The sequence below is a fragment of the Azospirillum sp. A1-3 genome (genome assembly GCF_023806445.1).
Taxonomy (GTDB): Bacteria; Pseudomonadota; Alphaproteobacteria; order Azospirillales; family Azospirillaceae; genus Azospirillum.
In genome coordinates this window covers 399,194-418,386 of sequence record NZ_JAMSLU010000002.1, presented here as the reverse complement: position 1 = coordinate 418,386, position 19,193 = coordinate 399,194, and the positions used below count along the sequence as shown (strand labels likewise).

At 67.2% G+C, this 19,193-nt stretch carries 16 protein-coding genes; 6 read left to right on the top strand and 10 right to left on the bottom strand.

Features of this window, described 5'->3' with window-relative positions:
* Positions 1-5: 5 nt before the first annotated feature.
* The 8 genes from M5E06_RS15370 to M5E06_RS15335 form a co-directional block, all read right to left on the bottom strand.
* Positions 6-728, bottom strand: coding sequence for an ABC transporter ATP-binding protein (locus M5E06_RS15370; RefSeq protein WP_252138906.1), 723 nt, complete (start codon positions 726-728; stop codon positions 6-8).
* On the bottom strand, positions 721-1,488 hold the full coding sequence (locus M5E06_RS15365) for an ABC transporter ATP-binding protein (protein ID WP_252138905.1): 768 nt from the start codon (positions 1,486-1,488) through the stop codon (positions 721-723). The genes M5E06_RS15370 and M5E06_RS15365 overlap by 8 nt, the downstream gene beginning before the upstream one ends.
* Positions 1,485-2,573: a citrate synthase gene (locus M5E06_RS15360; RefSeq protein WP_252138904.1), complete on the bottom strand. Its 1,089-nt coding sequence runs from the start codon at positions 2,571-2,573 to the stop codon at positions 1,485-1,487. The genes M5E06_RS15365 and M5E06_RS15360 overlap by 4 nt, the downstream gene beginning before the upstream one ends.
* Positions 2,574-2,737: 164 nt before the next feature.
* Positions 2,738-3,967 carry an ABC transporter substrate-binding protein gene (locus M5E06_RS15355; RefSeq protein WP_252138903.1) on the bottom strand — a complete coding sequence of 410 codons (1,230 nt, stop codon included), beginning with the start codon at positions 3,965-3,967 and terminating at the stop codon, positions 2,738-2,740.
* A 47-nt stretch (positions 3,968-4,014) separates the two neighbouring features.
* Positions 4,015-5,481 (bottom strand): FAD-dependent oxidoreductase, encoded by a 1,467-nt coding sequence (locus M5E06_RS15350; protein ID WP_252138902.1) that lies wholly within the window; start codon positions 5,479-5,481, stop codon positions 4,015-4,017.
* Between the two features lie 45 nt (positions 5,482-5,526).
* Positions 5,527-6,765: a CaiB/BaiF CoA transferase family protein gene (locus M5E06_RS15345; RefSeq protein WP_252138901.1), complete on the bottom strand. Its 1,239-nt coding sequence runs from the start codon at positions 6,763-6,765 to the stop codon at positions 5,527-5,529.
* A complete protein-coding gene (locus M5E06_RS15340; RefSeq protein WP_252138900.1) occupies positions 6,762-7,589 on the bottom strand; it encodes a citryl-CoA lyase in 828 nt (275 codons plus the stop codon). The genes M5E06_RS15345 and M5E06_RS15340 overlap by 4 nt, the downstream gene beginning before the upstream one ends.
* A 38-nt stretch (positions 7,590-7,627) precedes the next feature.
* Positions 7,628-9,106: an aldehyde dehydrogenase gene (locus M5E06_RS15335; RefSeq protein ID WP_252138899.1), complete on the bottom strand. Its 1,479-nt coding sequence runs from the start codon at positions 9,104-9,106 to the stop codon at positions 7,628-7,630.
* A 207-nt stretch (positions 9,107-9,313) separates the two neighbouring features.
* Here M5E06_RS15335 and M5E06_RS15330 point away from each other — a divergent pair, with 207 nt between their 5' ends.
* Both M5E06_RS15330 and M5E06_RS15325 read left to right on the top strand, forming a co-directional pair.
* Positions 9,314-10,027: an IclR family transcriptional regulator gene (locus tag M5E06_RS15330; RefSeq protein ID WP_158282454.1), complete on the top strand. Its 714-nt coding sequence runs from the start codon at positions 9,314-9,316 to the stop codon at positions 10,025-10,027.
* A 40-nt stretch (positions 10,028-10,067) separates the two neighbouring features.
* Positions 10,068-10,790: a 2OG-Fe dioxygenase family protein gene (locus M5E06_RS15325; protein WP_252138898.1), complete on the top strand. Its 723-nt coding sequence runs from the start codon at positions 10,068-10,070 to the stop codon at positions 10,788-10,790.
* A 21-nt stretch (positions 10,791-10,811) separates the two neighbouring features.
* Here M5E06_RS15325 and M5E06_RS15320 read toward each other — a convergent pair whose 3' ends face one another.
* The gene (locus tag M5E06_RS15320; protein ID WP_252138897.1) at positions 10,812-12,143 is read right to left on the bottom strand and encodes an MFS transporter; all 1,332 of its coding nucleotides are present in this window, start codon (positions 12,141-12,143) and stop codon (positions 10,812-10,814) included.
* Positions 12,144-12,256: 113 nt separating this feature from the next.
* Between M5E06_RS15320 and M5E06_RS15315 the strand changes: the two genes are divergently transcribed.
* The 4 genes from M5E06_RS15315 (at position 12,257) to uxuA (ending at position 17,755) form a co-directional block, all read left to right on the top strand.
* Positions 12,257-13,135 carry a LysR substrate-binding domain-containing protein gene (locus M5E06_RS15315; RefSeq protein ID WP_252138896.1) on the top strand — a complete coding sequence of 293 codons (879 nt, stop codon included), beginning with the start codon at positions 12,257-12,259 and terminating at the stop codon, positions 13,133-13,135.
* A gap of 319 nt (positions 13,136-13,454) precedes the next feature.
* Complete coding sequence (locus tag M5E06_RS15310; RefSeq protein ID WP_252138895.1) at positions 13,455-14,828, top strand: MFS transporter; 1,374 nt, start codon at positions 13,455-13,457, stop codon at positions 14,826-14,828.
* Positions 14,829-14,987: 159 nt separating this feature from the next.
* Positions 14,988-16,511, top strand: coding sequence for a mannitol dehydrogenase family protein (locus M5E06_RS15305; RefSeq protein WP_252138894.1), 1,524 nt, complete (start codon positions 14,988-14,990; stop codon positions 16,509-16,511).
* Positions 16,512-16,564: 53 nt separating this feature from the next.
* The gene (uxuA, locus tag M5E06_RS15300; RefSeq protein WP_252138893.1) at positions 16,565-17,755 is read left to right on the top strand and encodes a mannonate dehydratase; all 1,191 of its coding nucleotides are present in this window, start codon (positions 16,565-16,567) and stop codon (positions 17,753-17,755) included.
* Between the two features lie 72 nt (positions 17,756-17,827).
* Here the strand turns inward: uxuA and M5E06_RS15295 are convergent, their stop codons facing one another.
* On the bottom strand, positions 17,828-18,769 hold the full coding sequence (locus M5E06_RS15295) for a 3-hydroxyacyl-CoA dehydrogenase NAD-binding domain-containing protein (RefSeq protein WP_252138892.1): 942 nt from the start codon (positions 18,767-18,769) through the stop codon (positions 17,828-17,830).
* Positions 18,770-19,193 lie beyond the last annotated feature (424 nt).

Here is a 19,193-nt window from a genome sequence, read left to right as displayed (position 1 = left end):
CCCGCTCACACGCCGAGATAGGTGTGGAGCTTGTCCATGTTGGCTTCGAGCTGGTCGTTGGGGATCATGTCCACCACATGGCCCTCCTCCATCACGTAATGGCGGTCGGCGATGGTGGCGGCGAAGCGGAAGTTCTGCTCCACCAGCACGATGGTGAAGCCGCGCTGTTTCAGCGCCCGCACGGCGACGCCGATCTGCTCGATGATGACCGGGGCGAGGCCCTCGGTCGGCTCGTCCAGCAGGATCAGGGTGGCGCCGGTGCGCAGGATACGGGCGATTGCCAGCATCTGCTGCTCGCCACCCGACAGGCGGGTGCCCTGCGTCGAGCCGCGGCCCTTCAGGTTGGGGAACAGGTCGTAGATCTGCGGCACCGTCATGCCGCCGTCCTTCACCACCGGGGGCAGCGTCAGGTTCTCGTCGACGCTGAGGCTTGAGAAGATGCCGCGCTCCTCCGGCACATAGCCGATGCCAAGGCGCGGGATTTTGTGCTGGGCCATGCCGATCAGCTCGGTGCCCTGGAAGCGGATGGAGCCGGTGCGCTTGCCCATGATCCCCATGATGGCGCGCATGGTGGAGGTCTTGCCGGCGCCGTTGCGGCCCAGCAGCGTCACCACCTCGCCGTGGCGCACCTCCAGGCTGACGCCGTGCAGCACATGGCTTTCGCCGTAGTAGCCGTGCAGGTCGGCGATCTCCAGCATGGCGGTTTTGGTGTGCATCCCGTCAGGCATGTCCGGTCCCCATATAAGCTTCCATCACCTGCGGGTTCCTGGAGACGACCTCGTACGGCCCCTCCGCCAGGATTTCGCCGCGGCGCAGCACGGTGATGGTGTCCGACAGGTGGGCGACGACCGACAAATTGTGCTCCACCATCAGCACGGTGCGGTCGGCGGCGACCCGCTTGATCAGCGCGGCGGTGCCTTCGATGTCCTCATGGCCCATGCCGGCCAGCGGCTCGTCGAGCAGCATCACCTCCGGGTCGAGCGCCAGGGTGGTGGCGATCTCCAGCGCGCGCTTGCGGCCATAGGGCAGCTCGGCGGCGGTGTGGCCGGCCCAGGGGGTGAGATTCACCGCCTCGATCAGTTCCAAAGCCCGGTCATGCAGGTCGTAGAGCGACGACTCCGACTTCCAGAAATGGAAGCTGGTGCCGAGCGGCCGCTGCAAGGCGACGCGGACATTCTCCAGCACGCTGAGGTGCGGAAACACGGCCGAGATCTGGAAGGAGCGGACCAGCCCCATCAGCGCGATGTCGGCCGGCTTGGTGCGGGTGATGTCGCGGCCCTTGTAGAGGATCTGGCCGCGCGTGGGGGTGAGGAACTTGGTCAGCAGGTTGAACACCGTGCTCTTGCCGGCGCCGTTTGGGCCGATCAGCGCGTGGATGGTGCCGCGGCGAACCTGCAGGTTCACATCCCGAACCGCCACGAACCCCTTGAACTCCTTCGTCAAACCACGCGCTTCCAGGATGATGTCGTCGGTGGGTCCGGTGGTCATTCCTGTCCTCTCCCGGTCTTGGGTCGGCCGTCCGGCGGCGGGCCGACATAGCGTGATGTCGGCCGCAGCATGCGTCCGGTCCGTTCCTGTTCGCGCACATGCGCCGCCCATCCGGCCGCGCGGCTGGCCGCGAAGAGCGGTGTGAAGCCGGCACGCGGCACACCGAGCGCTTCCAGCAGCAGGGCGGCGTAAAATTCCACATTGGTGTGCAGGGGCCGCTCAGGACGACGCGACGCCATCACCGAAAGAACCGTCCGCTCGACCGCTTCGGCAAAGGCGAGCCGACCCTCGGGTGCCCGGCTCGCGCCGGACCGCTGCAGAGCCAGCAGGCTGTCCTTCATGACATCGGCGCGAGGATCGCGGATATGGTAGGCCCGCGACCCGAAGCCCATCAGGCGCTCCCCCCGGTCGAGCGCATCCGTCACCCAGACGTCCGCATGGTCCGGCTCACCGATGGCGTCCAACATGTCGAGGACGAGCCCTGGCGCACCACCATGCAGCGGCCCCTCCAGCGCGCCCAGTGCCGCCACGACGGCGGCCGACAAGCCGCCCCCGGTCGAGGCGACCACGCGGGCGGTGAAGGTCGAGGCGTTCACGCCATGATCGACCATCGCGACCAGATAGCGGTCCAGCGCCCGCATTTCCGCCTCGCCGACCGCGGCACCATGGATCATGCGCAGCAGATCGGCGGCATGCGGCAAGGAGCGGTCCGGCGCCACCGGATTTTGTCCGTGAACCAGCCGAATGGCCGAAGCGGCGGCGACGGCGGCCCCCGCCACCAGCAGCAGCGGCGTCACCGCGCCTCCCGGCAGCGAGGCCAACAGACAGCGCTGGAGCTCGATCACCGTGAGATCGGACGGCATGGCCGCAAATTGGGGAGACAGCCGCGTGAAGGCTTCGCGCCGCGCCTCCCCAAGCGCATCCGGGCTCATCTGCGCCGGGATCTCTGCGTCCCACAGAAGCGCCACGACGTCTTCATAGGACCGGTCGATCAGGTCGGGCAGTCGATGCCCACACATCACCATTTCACCCGTCGCCGGGTCGCCCCCGCTCAGGCTGGTTTCGGCGGCCGATATCCGCTCCATCGTCATGCTGTCCGGTAAGGGGGAAAGGGCGCCACCACCGGGAGGGCTGCGGCGGATTCGGTGGGAACCCTAAGCAATTCGCCCCCCGGCTCAACTTCATTTATGTAAGCAGCGCATTACCATCGGTTATGCTTCACCAGCCTCCGAGCCTTGCGGAGCGCTGGCTACATCTTCTTGACCAGGGGGCAGTCGCTTTCCGACAGCGGCCGGAAGGCGCGGTCGGCGGGAATGCTGCGGACCAGCTTGTAATAGTCCCAGGGCGACTTGGACTCGGCCGGGGTCTTGACCTGGAAGAGATACATGTCGCGCAGCACCCGGCCGTCCTCGCGCACGGTGCCGTTCTTCGTCATGAAGTCGTTCACCGGGGTCTCCTTCATCGTCTTCATGACGGTGGGAGCGGCGTCGGTTCCGGCGGCCTTGATCGCCTTCAGGTAATGGCTGACCGCGCCGTAGACGCCGGCCTGGTAGAAGGTCGGCATCGCCTTGCGTTTCTCGAAGAAGCGCTTGGAGAAGGCGCGCGTCTCGTCGTTCATGTCCCAATAGAAGGGCGTCGTCAGCATGATGCCCTGCGTCGCCGGCAGGCCCAGCGCGTGGACCTCGCTGATGGCGAGCAGCAGCGCCACGATGTTCTTGCCCGACTGGCCGAGCCCGAATTCCGCCGCCTGCTTGATGGCGTTCTGGGTGTCGGCACCGGCAGTGGCGAGCGCCACGACCTTGGCCGGCGACGCCTGGGCCTGGAGCAGGAAGGAGGAGAAGTCGGCATTGTTGGCCGGCATCCTGACGCTTCCCACCACCTTGCCCTTCTGGCTTTCGACGACGGCGCCGGTGTCACGCTCCAGCGCGTGGCCGAAGGCATAGTCGGAGGTCAGGAAGTACCAGCTGTCGAAACCCGAGGCCACCACCGCTTCGCCGGTCACATGGGCCAGCGCATAGGTGTCGTAGGTCCAGTGGATGCCGTTCGGCGTGCAGGCCTTGCCGGTCAGGTCAGAGCTGGCCGGCGAGGAGAAGATGGCGACGCGGTTCTTCTCCTTGGTGATCTGCTGCACCGCCAGCGCCACGGCGGAATTCGGCACGTCCATGATGGCGTCGACCTGATCGACGTCGTACCAGCGCCGTGCCGTCGAGGCACCGACGTCGGCCTTGTTCTGGTGATCGGCGAAGATCAGTTCGATTGGCGTGCCGTTGACGGCTCCGCCGAAATCCTCCACCGCCATCTGCGCGGCAGTGATCGAGCCTTGCCCGGTGCTGTCGGACAGCTGGCCCGACAGATCGGTCAGGATGCCGATCTTGATCTTGCCATCGCTGTAGGCGGCGCTTTGCGCGAGCGCCGGCTGGGACAAGGTGTGGGCAAACAGGCAGGCGGCGACGGCCGCCGTCACGGCGTAACGGTTCATCAATTCCTCCCTAGGGCGTTTTTATGGATGGCCAGCTTTCTGGATGCTCAGCCGGCATCCCTGGACGCGGCGGCATGCTGGGCGGCCAGCCGGCCGAACACCGCGCCGCGCAGGACCGAGGTCGAGCCGGTATAGACCTGGTGATAGAGGCCGACCGTCTCGCCTGCCGCATAGAGTCCCGGCATCGGCCGGCCGTTGCCGTCCAGCACACGGGCATCGACGTCCACCTTCAATCCGCCGAAGGTGAAGCAATTGGCCGAGACGATGGGGAAGGCGCGGAACGGACCCTTGGTCAGCGGGCGCGCCCAGTTGGTCTTCGCCGGGTTCAGCCCGGTGGTCGCCAGACCGTCCACCCGCGTCGGGTCGAAGCGGGAGGCATCGGCGGGACAGGCGGTGTTGTAGGCGGCGACCGTCGCCAGCGTGGCGTCCAGCGGCAGGCCCAGCTTTTCGACCAGCGCTTCGAGCGTCGGCGCCTCGATGGCCGGCACGTCGCTACGGATGCTGGTGCGCCAGCGCGGGATGTCCTCCACCTGATCGTCGAACAGGACATAGGCGATCCCGTCCGGCTGATCGGCGACGATGCGGGTGATGTGGTCGTAGGTCGCGTCGGCGGTGCCCGGCGCCTCGTCGAGGAAGCGCTCGCCGCGCTTGTTGACCAGCACGCCATAGGGCCAGATGAAGATCACCGCTTCCGGCTGGCGCGACCGCGGGTCGACCGGTTCGGCATGGTAGGAGCCGAAATCGCCGGCCGCCGCCGCCCCGGCGTCGAGCGCCATGCGGATGCCTTCACCCCGGTTGTAGTAGCCGCCGCGCGCCACCGGCCGCACATGCTTGGCGCGCTGGCCCATGTAGCGGGTCATCATCTCCGGATTGCCCTGATAGCCGCCTGATGCCAGGATCGTCGACCGGCCCCGGATGGCGACGCGCAGCCCGTCCGTCCCGGTGGCATAGACGCCGCCGATGCGGCCCTGGTCGTCGCGCAGCAGATCGAGCGCGGTGGTGCGGTAGAGCACGCGGGCGCCCAGCGCCTTCGCCTCCGCCATCAGGCGCTCGATCAGGGCGAGGCCGCCGCCCTGCGCCGCGATGCGCTGGGTGTTCTGGGTCAGCAGATAGATCGGCTGCGGTTCGAAACGCAGGCCGAAGCCCTTCAGCCAGGCGATGGTCGGCGTCACCCGCTCGGCGAAGCGGGAGATCACCTCCGGATCGGGGAAGGGGTGGGCCTTCACATAGTCCGGCCAATGCTCGTAGGGTTCGGCGGCGGCGGCCAGCACGTTGGGGTCGATGTTCAGCCCGGCATTTGCGGCGAAATGCTCCTCGAAATCGTCGGCGATCTCCGAATCGTTCTTCATCCGCATATAGGCTTCAGTCCAGCGCGAGTTTCCGCCGAAATCCTCCTCGGGCGCCCGCTCCAGCAGGGTGACCGACAGGCCGGCCTGCAGCGCCGTCACCGCCGCCGAAAGCCCGGCGATTCCGCAGCCGACGATGACCAGATCGCTGATCGCGTGCTCAGACATCCGTGTTTCCTCCGTCATTTCTTTCCTCTCCGGACCTGTCCCGCATCATCCCGCGAGGCGCTGTTGATTGCTGTCGGTTTCGCTGTCGGCGACGACGATTCCGGCCTCCGTCAGCTGCTCGATCGCCGCCGGACCGTAGCCGAGTTCGGCCAGCACCGCGCGCGTGTCCTGACCGATGCGCGGCGGGTCACGGCGGATCGCCAGATCGGTGTCCGCCACGTGGATCGGCAGCCGCGGCAGCGCGGTCCGCACCCCGTTGGGCAGGGTTGTCGGCATCAGCCCGCCGGTCGCCCGCAGATGTGGGTCCTCGAACAGATCCTCCGGCCGGGCGATGGGCGCGAAAGGAATGCGGGCCCGCTCGCACACCGACACCGCCTCCTCCATCGACAGGCTGCCGAACAGCGCCGTCAACAGTGGCAGCAGGCGCGGCCGGGCGGCGATGCGGTCGTTGTTGGTGCGGAAGTCCGGATCGTCGCGCAGGTCCGGCCGGTCGATGACGGCGCAGAAGCGCTCCCAATGGCTGTCGGTGGTGATGCCGACGAAGATCGGCCGGCCGCCGGCGGTGCGGAAGGTCTCATAGACCGCCCAGGCCGACACGCGCTCCGGCATCGGCGGGATCGGCCCATCCGACTGGGCGGCGTAGCAGAGATGCTGCCCCATCAGGAACACCGTGGTCTCGAACAATGCGGTTTCGATGGTCTGGCCCTTGCCGGTGTGCTCACGCTCGCGCAGTGCCACCAGGATGGCGATGACCGCGAACATGCCGCCGGTGATGTCCACAACCGAGGTGCCTGCCCGCAAAGGCCGGCCGCTCGGCCCGGTCATATAGGCGAGCCCGGTCATCATCTGCACCACCTCGTCGAGCGCAAGGCGGCCAGCATAGGGGCCGTCGAGGAATCCCTTCAGGCTGGCATAGATCAGGCGTGGGTTGAGGCGGGCCAGCGCGTCGGCGCCCAACCCCAGCCGCTCCATCGTGCCGGGGGCGAAATTCTCCACCAGTACATCGGCCTCGGCAACCAGACGGCGCGCGATGTCGCGGCCCTCCGGCGTCTTCAGGTCGACGGCGATGGAGCGTTTGTTGCGGTTGAAATAGCCGAAATAGCCGGTGCCGAAGCCTTTCAGATGGCGGGTCGGCTCGCCGTTCGGCACCGGCTCGATCTTCACCACGTCGGCGCCGAGATCGGCGAGGATCATCGCGCAGGACGGACCCATCACCGTGTGGCCGAAATCGAGGATTTTGACGCCGGCCAGGGGAAGCTTTTTGCCAAGGGGTTGGTCGGTCATGCGCCGTCTCCTGCAACTGGACGCGGCGACGCCCCGTCATAGCGGTAGGGAATGGACGGCGGCATCGGTCCCTTGATGCGGCCGCCCTGCTGCGACTGCTCCCAGGCGTGCGCCAGGATGCCGACCGAGCGCGACAGCACGAACAGCCCGCGCCCGAGCCCCGCCGGGAAGCCGAGTTCGGCGAAGACCACGGCGGTGGCGCCGTCGATGTTCATCGGCAGCCGCTTGCCCTTGCGCGCAGCAAGCGCATCCTCCACCGCGCGGCCGATGGCGGCGGCCTCTCCGGTCACGGCGCCCTCCCCTCTCGCCTCCTCGACCAGGGCCAGCAGCCGGCCGGCGCGCGGATCGACGGGATGGAAGCGATGGCCGAAGCCGGGGATATGCTCGCGCCGCTCCAGCCGGGCGGCGATCTCGCTCTCCGCCGCCCCGGCCACGGACATGCCGTCCGCCATGCGGGCGGCGACGGCGGCGTAGAGATCGATGCATTGCTGGCCGGCGCCGCCATGGACGTCGCCCAGTGCGTTGATTCCGGACGCCATGGCATTGTTCAGTCCGACGCCGCAGGTGGCAGCCATACGGGCTGTGGCGATGGACGGCGCCTGAGGACCGTGGTCCACCGCCGCCACCAGTGCTGCACCCAACAGCCGGCCCTGCGCCGGTGTCGGCAACTCGCCGCGCAGCATCAACCAGACCATGTCGGAGAAGCCGATCGTGCCGATCAACTCCTCGATGGCGTAGCCGCGCACCCGGATCGAGCCCGGATGGATGTCGATGATCGATGTCCGCCACCAGCCGGTGGCGCTATCGATGGTCGCTTCGGACATGGGAATGCTCCCGGAGGGCTCCCTTCGCAGGCCCGGCCTCAGCCGAGCACGAAGGGGTTGGCGCGGTTGGGTTTGGTGGTGATCCAGACACTCTTGGTCTGGAGATATTCCTTGATCGCCCCCACGCCGCCCTCGCGGCCGAGACCGGAGCGCTTGTAACCGCCGAAGGGCGTGGTGAAACTGGTCGAGCGATAGTTGTTCACCCACACCGTCCCGGCGCGCAGCCGGTCGACGCAGTACATGGCGCGGTGCAGGTCTCGGGTCCACACGCCGGCCGCCAAACCGAACTCGACATCGTTGGCGATGCGCAGCGCATCATCCTCGTCCTCGAAGGGAATGACGCAGAGGACCGGGCCGAACACCTCCTCCTGGGCGATGCGCATGTCGTTGCGCACCTGGGTGAAGATGGTCGGCGCCACGAACTGCCCCTGGCCGTAGTCAGGCCCCGACAGGGCATGGCCGCCGAGCGCGCAGACCGCACCCTCCTCCTTCGCCATCTCGATCATCCGCAGGATCTTCTCCCATTGCGAACGGGTGGCGATGGGACCGATCTGCGTGTCCATCTTCGACGGGTCGCCGATGCGCGCCTCACCGGCGGCCGCCACCAGCTTCTCGATGAAGGCGTCGTGGATGGTCTTCTGGACCAACAGGCGCGAGCCGGCCATACAGGTCTGACCCGAAGCGCCGAACACGCCGGAGATGGCCCCCTTCACCGCCTGGTCGAGATCGGCGTCGTCGAAGACGATGTTCGGCGACTTGCCGCCCAACTCCAGCGTCACCTTCTTCAGGCCCGGCGCCGCGGCTTCGTTGACGCGCTGGCCGCCGATGTCACCGCCGGTGAAGGCGATCTTGGCGGTCAGGGGATGACGCACTAGCGGCTCGCCCACCTCCGCGCCGAAACCGGTGACGACGTTGACGACGCCGCGCGGGAATCCCGCCTCATGCGCCAGCTTCGCCAACTCCAGGATGGAGGCGGAGGTGTATTCCGACGGCTTGATGACGATGGTGTTCCCGGCCGCCAGCGCCGGCGCCATCTTCCAGGTGGTCAGCGCCAGCGGCGAGTTCCACGGCGTGATGGCGACGACGACGCCGAGCGGCTCGTACTTCACATAGTTGAAGACGTCGGCCTTGTTGATCGGCACGACCGCGCCCTGAACCTTGTCGGCGAGGCCGGCATAGTAATGGAACCACTGGGCGACGTTCCGCACCTGCCCGCTGACTTCGGCCATCAACTTGCCGTTGTCGCGCTGCTCGATGGCGCCCAGCCGGTCGACATTGGCCTCGATCAGCTCGGCCAGCCGGCGCAGCAGGGCGCCGCGCTGGGTCGCGGTCAGCCCGGCCCATTCCGGCGACAGGAAGGCGCGGTGCGCCGCATCCACCGCGCGGTCGGCATCGGCCTGCATGCCGCGCGGGATCTCCGCCCAGGCCCGCCCCGAAAAGGGCTCCGTCGTTTCGAACCACTCGTTGGAAACCGGATCGCACCAGTCCCCGTCGATGAACAGCTTGTAGCGTTCCACCCTTCGCCTCGCAGAAGTTCTGTTAGATAGAACCGTGTTTCATCTAAGAGAACATAGGCGTGCCAAATGCGTCAAGCCCGAACCATTCGCCTCCTCACTTTTTTCAGCCAGGGCCTTGTACCGGCCATCCTTGACGTACAATGGTGGTGTCGGGGAAAAATGCGCGCCGAGGATGCTTATGGCCCATCAGCCAACAAAGGACGCGATATGACCGATGCGAAGGCCAACATGACGACCGCATCCTCCGGCGGGGTGGAGTCCGTCGACCGGGCGCTGAGCATCGTCGGCTGCTTCCAGGCAGGCGATCACGCCCTGAGTTTGACGGAGATCGCTGCGCGGACCGGTCTTTATAAAAGCACCATCCTGCGGCTGACCGTGTCGCTGGAGAAGGCCGGCTATCTGGTCCGCCATCAGGACAAGTCCTATCGGCTCGGCCCGGAACTGATGCGGCTGGGGGGGCTCTACCAGCGTTCGCTGCGGCTGGAGGATCATGTCCGACCGGTGCTGCGCCAGCTGATGCGGGAAAGCGGGGAAAGCGCGTCCTTCTTCCGGCGCGAAGGGGCATGGCGTATCTGCGCGTTCCGCGAGGATTCGACCCAGGCGATCCGCGACCATGTCCATGAAGGCGACCGCTTGCCCCTGGACCGGGGGGCCGCCGGCCATGTGCTCACCCGCTTCGCCGGGACGGTATCGGCGGCCGACTTCGCCGCCCTTCCCCTGCGCTCCTTCGGCGAGCGCGAGTCGGAAACCGGGGCCGCCGCCGTGCCGGTCTTTTCCCAGCGGGAGGGGCTGATCGGCGCCCTGACCCTGTCGGGTCCGCTGACCCGCTTCACCGAGGACCGCGTTGCGGTGATGGCGCCCCTGTTGCTGACCGCCGGCCGCCGGCTGTCCGAGACTCTGGGCGGACACTATCCGATTTGAGATTTCGCCGGGGCTTCAAGGCCGGCGACAGGGAGTTGACATGGATACGCTGACTCAACAGGTGCGGGACGGGATCGCGGCGAACGGATTCTCGTTCATCCAGGCGCCCGACATGCGGGTTCTGCTCGGCGAGGCCGCTCTGGCGGACTGGGAAGGTTTCAGCCGCAGTTGGGACGACCTGGGCCTCGATCTCTACATGGCGGACGGCGGCCGCTACCGGCGGCGGCGTCATGCCGCCTTTGCCCTTTCGGCCGGGGACATCCGGCGCAAGCCGCACCAGCCCCATTACCAGAGCCGCGACTACAACCCGCTCAACGGCGGAATCGAACGCTGGTTCGAACCCGTCACCGACGGAATCGCGGCGCATCCCGCCCTGCGCGCGATCCTGGCGACCAGCTTCGCCCTGTTCGATCCGTTGACGCCGCCCGACGTCCGCCCCGAGGTCTGGCACACGGAAGTTCATCAGTTTCGCATCGAGGCGCGCGCGGGCGAGGCTGCCCAACCCACGCCCGAAGGCATGCATCGGGACGGCGTCGACTGGGTCCTGGTGATGCTGATCCGGCGCGAGAACATCGCGAGCGGCACCACGACAATCCACGATCTCAATGGCCACCCGTTGGGAAGCTTCACCCTGCGCCATCCGCTGGAATCGGCGGTGCTGAACGACGCGCGGGTGTTCCATGGCGTGACCCCAGTGGAACCCGCCGACCCGGGCCAACCCGCCTTCCGTGACGTTCTCGTGGTGACCTTGCGTCGCCCGTGACCGGTTCTCCCTTCCGGCCCATCAACGCTTTTCCACCGGCGCCACCTTCGGGAACAGGATAAAGGCCGCCAGCGCCGCCACGGCCGCCGCCAGCCACACCCCGCTCCAGTTCGCCCGTTCAAGGACATGGGGGATCGCCAGCGGGGCGAGGAAGTAGGCACCGAAGGCGAAGGTGTTGCCGAGGCCGAGAGCCGTGCCGGTATTCGCGATGCCCGCGATGCTGGCGAGTTCGGTGAAGGCGATGCCGTGCCAGCTGGACGCGACGACCCCGCCGGCGACCAGGGCGACGACCACCGCCACAACGAACGCACCGCCGGGCTCCGGCAGAGCGCTGTCGATCGCAACGAAGCCGGCCAGCACGCAATAGACGACGGCGGTCAGCAAGGCACATGCCTTGAGGAACGGCCGGCGATTGCCGCGACGGTCGGTGAAGTGGCCGCTCCAAACACGGACGACGGCGGCACCAAGCTGAATCGCCACGATGCTGGCGCTCACCGCAGCGGTGCCGAGATGACCGACATCGTTCAAGAAGATCGCCGCGAAGGTCACGACCGCCACCTGCGGAATACACAACGCCCCGATGCCGAAGACCGTTTTCCAAACCTGTCCGTTTCGCAGCGGTCCCTTTCCGGATATTTGCGAAGCGGTCCCCGCCGTCATCTTCGCCGCCATCACGGGAGGTTCGCTCACCCACAGCCACACGAAGCCGGTGGTGATGAGGCAGAGCGCCGCCAGCGTGCCGTAGACGCCCTGGAATCCGACTCCCTCGGCGAGCGGGGGAAGGATCAACGCCCCGGCGGCACCGCCCGCCGGCAAGGCCATCTGCCGGACGCTCATGGCGAATCCCCGCTCGCCTTCGCCGAACCACGCCATGACCGCCCGCCCGCTCGACCCGTTCAGGCTGCCGCCGATCATGCCGACCAGCAGGAAGGCGCCCGCGAGAAGCATGGTGGACGGAATGTGGCCCGGCACCGGCGAAACCAACAGCGCCATGAGCGCCAGCACCATGCCGGTCAGGCCGAGGCCCGTCAGCAGCACCTTGCGGTCGCCCCACCAGTCGGTCAGCATTCCCCACAGCAACTCGCTGCCGGCGACCCCCAGCCCCATGACCCCGATCACCAGCCCCAGATCAGTCGCCGCCAGCCCGTAATCGGCCCGCATGGAAACGGCCGTCGCCGGAAGCCCGGTCAAGGCCGCGGCGAAGCTGCCGTTGGCGGCGACTCCGACCCCCAGCACCTTCCAGCGATGGGAGTCCTTGCCGGTGGCTTTGTCGGTGGATTTCCTACCGGCACCTGCGCCGCCGAAATTTCGCAATGAGGTCCGTTGGCCCCGTTCGTCACTGGTGGTCGTCATGTCCTGAAGCCTCGATGTCGCTTGTGCTTGCCTCCTTGCTGATACCGCGCCACAATCATTCTGATAATCAGGATTATCTGCACTGTTAATCCTGAAAAACAGGACTGTTGGCCGTGAGCAAGGTGATCTTCGATCTCGACGTGCTGCGCAGCTTCGTCACCGGGATGGACCTCGGCAGTTTTGCCAAGGCCGCGGACCGGCTGGGCCGCTCGACTTCGGCCGTAAGCGCACAGATCAGGAAGCTCGAGGAACAGGCCGGCATGCCGATCTTTCGCAAGGCTGGTCGGGGCCTTGCCCTGACCGAGGCGGGGGAGACCATGCTCGCCTACGCCCGGCGCCTGCTCGACCTCAATGACGAAGCGGTCACCGCTCTTCACGGCATGACGTCCGAAGGGTGGCTGCGGGTCGGCATGCAGGAGGATTTTGCTGAAAAGCTGTTGCCGGCGGCGCTCGGTCGCTTTGCCCGTGCGCATCCCAAGGTCCGGATCGAGGCGCGCGTCGGCCGCAACAACGACCTGCTCGACCGGGTGGCGCGGGGGCAGCTGGACTTCGCCCTCGCCTGGGACAATGGATCGGCGGCGCCGTTCAAGACCGACATCGCCACTCTTCCCGTCCGCTGGATCGCGCCCGGCGCCGGCATGGCGGTGCCAACATCCGAGGACGGAGCGCTGCCGCTGGTTTCCTTCGATGACGGCTGCTGGTTCCGGGGCGTCGGCACGGCGGCGCTAGACCGTTCCGGCCGGGCATGGCGCATCGCGCTGACGAGCCCCAGCCTTTCGGGATTGTGGGCCGGCGTCGAAGCGGGGCTGGGTCTCACCCTGCGAACGTCGATCGGCCTGTCGCCCGGCGTGCGGGTGTTGGAGGAAGGGACCTACGGTCTTCCGCCGCTTCCCTCGATAAACCTTGCGATCTACCGGAAGGATGCGACGCTCGATCCTCTGGCGGAACGGCTGATCGACATCGTCATGGATGGCGTGCGGGACCTGACCTGACGAAATGCCGCAGACGCCGCGGTTGACCGTCAGCCACAGGAGCAACTACCATACCAGCAACTGGAATGGTAGTATGCAACGCCACGAACGGTCCCGAAGCGGCACCGCTCCCGACGATGGCCGGACTGCTCCAGGAAACAGTTCTGAAACGTGCGACCGCCGCCCGGTGGTGCTGCGGGAAACCCGGGTAACCGGTTCCCGCGCCTGCCCATCGGTGCGCCCGAAAACACTGGGCCAAGGCATTTGATGGACCCGAACCGGTGCGCAGATCCTGCGCAGTGGCCGGCGGCGGCGTGCGTCCTGGCTGGAGATGCCAATCATGAACGAACAGACTATTGCCGACGCCCCACCCGGCCAGTCGGCGGAACCGGTCCACAAGGCCGGCGGCATCGGCAACGCGGCGGGCAAAGCGGCGGTCACGGTAAGCAAGGCCATCGGCCGCTACCGCTGGACCATCTGCGGCCTGCTCTTCTTCTCCACCACCATCAACTATATGGACCGGCAGGTGCTGGGCCTGCTGAAGTCCACGCTGATGGGCGACATGGGCTGGACCGAGTCCGACTTCGGCGACATCGTCGCCGCCTTCTCGCTGGCCTACGCCTTCGGCTATGTCGGCTGCGGCCGGCTGATGGACAAGGTTGGCATCCGCATCGGCCTGCCTGCCGCGGTCGCCGGGTGGAGCTTCTTCGCCTGCGTCCATGCCCTGATGGGCAGCGTCCTTGGCTTCAAGGTGGCGCGCGCCGGCCTCGGCCTGACCGAGGGCGGCAATTTCCCGGCCTCGATCAAAGCGGTGTCGGAGTGGTTCCCGGCCAAGGAACGGGCGCTCGCCACCGGCATCTTCAACGCCGGCTCCAACGTCGGCGCGGTCGTGGCGCCGATCCTGGTACCGATCCTGCTCGCCCTCTATGGCTGGCAGGCCGCCTTCCTGGTCACCGGCGGCATCGGCTTCTTCTGGGTCATCGCCTGGCTGCTGATCTACCGTAAGCCGGAAGAGCATCCGAAGCTGACGGCCGAGGAACTGGCCTATATCCGCAGCGATCCCGTCGAGCCGCAGGAGAACATTCCCTGGATCAAGCTGCTGAGCTATCGCGGCACCTGGGCGAACATCGCCGGCACCTGCTTCTCGGCTCCGGTCTGGTGGTTCTACCTGAACTGGGTTCCCGGCTTCCTGAACAAGCAGTATGGCGTCAACCTGTTCGGGGCGATGCTGCCGCTGATCATTATCTATACCATGGCGGATTTCGGCAGCGTCGGCGGCGGCTGGTTCTCCTCCCACCTGATCAAGCGCGGCATGAAGCCCCTGCGCGCCCGCAAGCTGACCTTCCTGGTCTGCGGCCTGTGCGTGCTGCCGGTGTTCTTCGCGTCGACCGTGTCCAACATGTGGCTCGCCGTTCTGCTGATCGGCATCGCCGCCTCCGCCCACCAGGGCTATTCGGCCAACGTCTACACCATCGTGTCAGACACCATGCCGCGCAACGCGGTGGGGTCGGTGGTCGGCATCGGCGGCTTCTGCGCCTATTTCGTCGGCATGTTCGTGTCGATGGGCGTCGGCCGCCTGCTGGACGCCACCAACGGCAACTATCAGGTGCTGTTCGGCATCGCGTCGGTCCTCTACCTCGTCGGTCTGGCGATCATGCACCTGATCCTGCCGAAGACCGGGTCGGGCAAGACCCCGGCCGGGATCGAGGTCTGATCTCTCCGTCCACTCCACCTCGACACTCCGGGGCGCCCTGCCCCGGAGTCCTCACCAGCGACCAACAGTTTTACCGAATGACGGTGTACCGGCCACCCACACTGCCCCCGGGGCAGCGGACGGGGAGACCGCAGCGACCGCCGCGAACCGGAGCCCATCATGCCCGACGCGAACACCGCCCTGCTGGCGGCCCGTCCTTCACGAACCCGCCTATCCACTGCCACCATTGACCGCCTGCCCCTGACCGTACAGCGTCCCGCCTACGACCGCGCCGCGGTGACGCCGGGCATCGTCCATATCGGCCTCGGCGCCTTCTGTCGCGCCCATCTCGCCACCTACACCGACGACGTGCTGGCGACCGGCGACCGGAGCTGGGGCATCGTCGGCGTCGACCCGCTTTCCCCCGCGATCCGCGACGCGCTGAAGCCGCAGGATTGCCTCTACACCCTGCTGGTGCGCGAGGAGAACCGCGACCGGCTGCGCGTCGTCGGCTCCTTCCTCGACGCGCTGGCGACCGCCGACCAGTTGGACGAGGTGTTGACCCTGATGGCGAAGCCGGAAATCCGGATCGTCACCCTGACGGTTACGGAAAAGGGCTATTGCCAGGATGCCGCCACCGGTTCGCTGGACGAGGCGCATCCGCTGATCCGCGCGGACCTTGCCGACCCCACCAACCCGCGCAGCGTTCCCGGCCTGCTGGCGGAAGCGATCCGCCGCCGTCGCGCCGCCGGAGTGCCTCCCTTCACCGTGCTGGTCTGCGACAACCTCGCCCAGAACGGTGTCAAGGTGCGCGGCATCGTCGTGCGTTATGCCGAGCTGTGCGATCCGGAGCTTGCCGCCTACATCGCCGGGCAGGTCTGCTTCCCCTGCACCATGGTCGACCGCATCACCCCCGCCACCCAGGACGCCGACTGCGCCACGGTGGAGATGACGCTGGGATGCACCGATGCCTGGCCGGTGGTGAGCGAGCCCTTCAAGCAGTGGGTCATCGAGGACCGCTTTCCGCTCGGCCGCCCGGCCTGGGAAAAGGCCGGCGCCATCCTGGTCGACGACGTCCACCCGTTCGAGCTGATGAAGCTGCGCTGCCTGAACGGCGCCCATTCGCTGCTGGCCTACCTGTCGGTGATCGCCGGGATCGAGACCATTGCCGACGCCATGGCCGACCCGCAGCTGCCGGCCGTCATGCGCCGTCTGTGGACATCCGACCTCATCCCCACGCTGCCGCCGGTGCCGGGAACCGACATCCCCGCTTATACGGCGGCGCTGGAAGCGCGCTTCCGTAATCCCGGCATCCGCCACCGCACCATCCAGATTTCGTCGGACGGCTCGCAGAAGCTGCCGCCGCGCCTGCTGGAACCGGTGCGAGAGCTGTTCGCCGCCGGCAAGGCGCCGGCGGTGATCCCGCTGGCCGTCGCCGCCTGGATGCGCTTCCTGCTGGTAAAGGACGAGGCCGGCAACGGCTACACGGTCGCGGACCCGATGGCGGCGGCGCTGACCCGCATTGCCCGCGTCCATTCCGGCGATGCCGGCGCGCTGGCGGCGGCTCTGTTCGCCATCGAGGACATCTTCGCCCCCGAACTGGTGGCCGAGGACGCCTTCCGCCGGCAAGTCGTCCACCACCTCGACAGCCTGATGAACGCGGGTGTGCAGCGGACGCTGACCGCCTTTCTCGCCACCCCATGACTTACGGCGGCCATCAAGCCCGCCACCGCACCCGAATTTGAAAGGACCCCATCATGCAGGAAACCTGGCGCTGGTTCGGCCCGGACGATCCCGTCACCTTGGAGAAGGCCCGTCAGGCCGGTGCGACCGGCATCGTCACGGCGCTGCACCACATGAATCAGGGCAGCGTCTGGACTCCTGAGGAGATCCAGAAGCGCCGCGCCATGATCGAGGCCGCCGGCCTGACCTGGGCGGTGGTGGAAAGCATCGGCGTCGGCGAGGAAATCAAGACCCGCACCGGCGACTACCGCACCAAGATCGACAATTACAAGCAGTCGATCCGCAATGTCGCCCGCGCCGGTATTCCGGTGATCTGCTACAACTTCATGGTCATCACCGACTGGAGCCGGACCAACCTGATGCACCGGCTGCCGAACGGCGGCTATGCACTGCGCTACGACAGCGTCGATTTCGCCGCCTACGACCTGTTCGTGCTGAAGCGCCGCAATGCGGAGGCCAGCTACGACCCCGCCCACATCGCCGCCGCCAAGGCGCGGTTCGAGGCAATGACCGAGGAGCAGGTCGCCGAATTGGAGCGCAACCTGATCGACTGGCTGCCGGCCCGCGACTTCGCCTATGACCGCGATAGCTTCCGCGGCATGCTGGAGCTGTACCAGCAGATCGGCGTGGAGGATCTGCGCGCCAACCTGATCGAATTCCTGCGCGAGATCACGCCCGTCGCCGAGGAAGAGGGGGTGCGGCTGTGCATCCACCCCGACGACCCGTCCTTCCCCATCTTTGGATTGCCGCGCGTCATGTCCACCGCCGAAGATGTCCGGGCGCTGTTCGACGCCGTGCCGCAGGAGGCCTGTGGCCTGACCCTGTGCACGGGCTCCTTCGGGTCCAACCCGAAGAACGATCTGGTGGCGATGGCAAAGGAGTTCGCCCCGCGCATCCATTTCGTCCATCTGCGCAACACCACGCACGAGCCCGACGGCTCCTTCTACGAGGCCGACCATCTCGGCGGCGACACCGACCTGATCGGCGTGGCTGCGGCGATGATCGACGAGGAGGCCCGCCGCAAGCGGATCGGCCGCGCCGACGCCCAGATCCCAATGCGCCCCGACCACGGCCATCTGCTGGGCGATGACATCAGCCAGACGATGAACCCCGGCTATTCCTTCGTCGGGCGTTTGAAGGGTCTGGCCGAACTGCGTGGCGTCATGCGCACCATCGAAGCCTTCCGCGACAAGCGGGTGGCGTGACCGGTGGCGGGGCCCCTCCCCAGTGCGGGGGGAGGGCCCCCGCCATCCGGACACAGGCGGTCGTCTCAGCACTCACACGCTTTCTCCCTCCCCGGCCTTCCGGGCGGCCAGCGCCAGCATCAGCCCGCGGTCGCGTTCGGCCTCCAGCGTGGCGACGGAACGGCCGGCGGCTTCCTGTGCGATGCCGTCGACCAGCAGCCGGCAGACGTCGGGCGTCAGGCTCGGCGTGCCGAGAGTCGCCCAGCGCCGCTCCTGGCTCGGCCCGAGATGGTCGAGGTAATGGGCGATGCCGCCGGGTCCGCCGCCCAGGTGATAGGCCATGTGGGCGCCGATCACCGACCAGCGCAGGCCGGGACCATGCACCAGCGCGGCATCGACATCGACGACATCGGCGATGCCCTCCGCGACGATGTTCACCGCTTCGCGCCATAGCGCGGAGGCCAGACGGTTGGCGATGTGGCCCACGGCATCCTTCTTCAGTGCCACCGTCACGCGGCCGACGCCGCGGTAGAAGGTCTCGGCCCGGCTCAACGTCTCCGCATTGCCGGCGAACAGTTCGACCAGCGGCATCAGATGCGGCGGATTGAAGGGATGGGCGGTGATGAAACGGTCGCGCCGCGCCACGCCTGCCGCCAGATCGGTCCAGGTCAGCGAGGAAGTGCTGCTGGCGATCACCGCGTCGGGCGCAGCCGCGGCCTCCACCTCGGCATAGAGTGCATGCTTGATGGTGGTTTTCTCGGGCGCGTTCTCCTGAATCCAAGCGGCGCCCCGGACTGCCTCGGCGACCGATGGCGCGACGGACAGGCGGCCGGGCCGGTCGGCGGTGGACCCAAGCGCCTGCAATTGCCCGAGCAGCGGCTCCACGCGTTCCGGCAGGGCGGCCAGCACGCAGCCGTCGGGATCCCAGGCGACCACATCCAGCCCATGGGCCAGAAACAACGCCGACCAGCTCTGCCCGATCAGTCCGCAGCCGAGCACCGCAACGGACGAGTTCGGCAGCGGGTATGACGGCATTGGGAACTCTCCTGCGCGGTGATGTCGGCCAAGACGTGGGATACGGAAACATAGGGCGGCTGGAGTTCGACTTCGCCCGCCACCGCATCGTGATGATGCATCATACAGCAAAATCTCACGGGTAAAAGAACGCGTTGGAACCGGACAACGCCCGTGTGGGGGTCCTGTCAGCCTTCGCGCCAGCTTGTTGAATCATCTCGGTCTCACCGCGTGACGGGGCATGGAGCGGCGCATGCGGGGAGCCGCCGATCCACCAGAATACGCGATTCCCCGTATGGGCGAACGGCGGAGCGGATCATTTCATCCAACGCAATAATGAAATGCCAAGGCCGGTCATTCCCGCCGTCTTGCGGATGCAGCAGTCTGGCGGTGGGGAACGGTCCCGTCCACCGGATCGCTCGCTCCCTTCCCTGCCCTGTTTTCA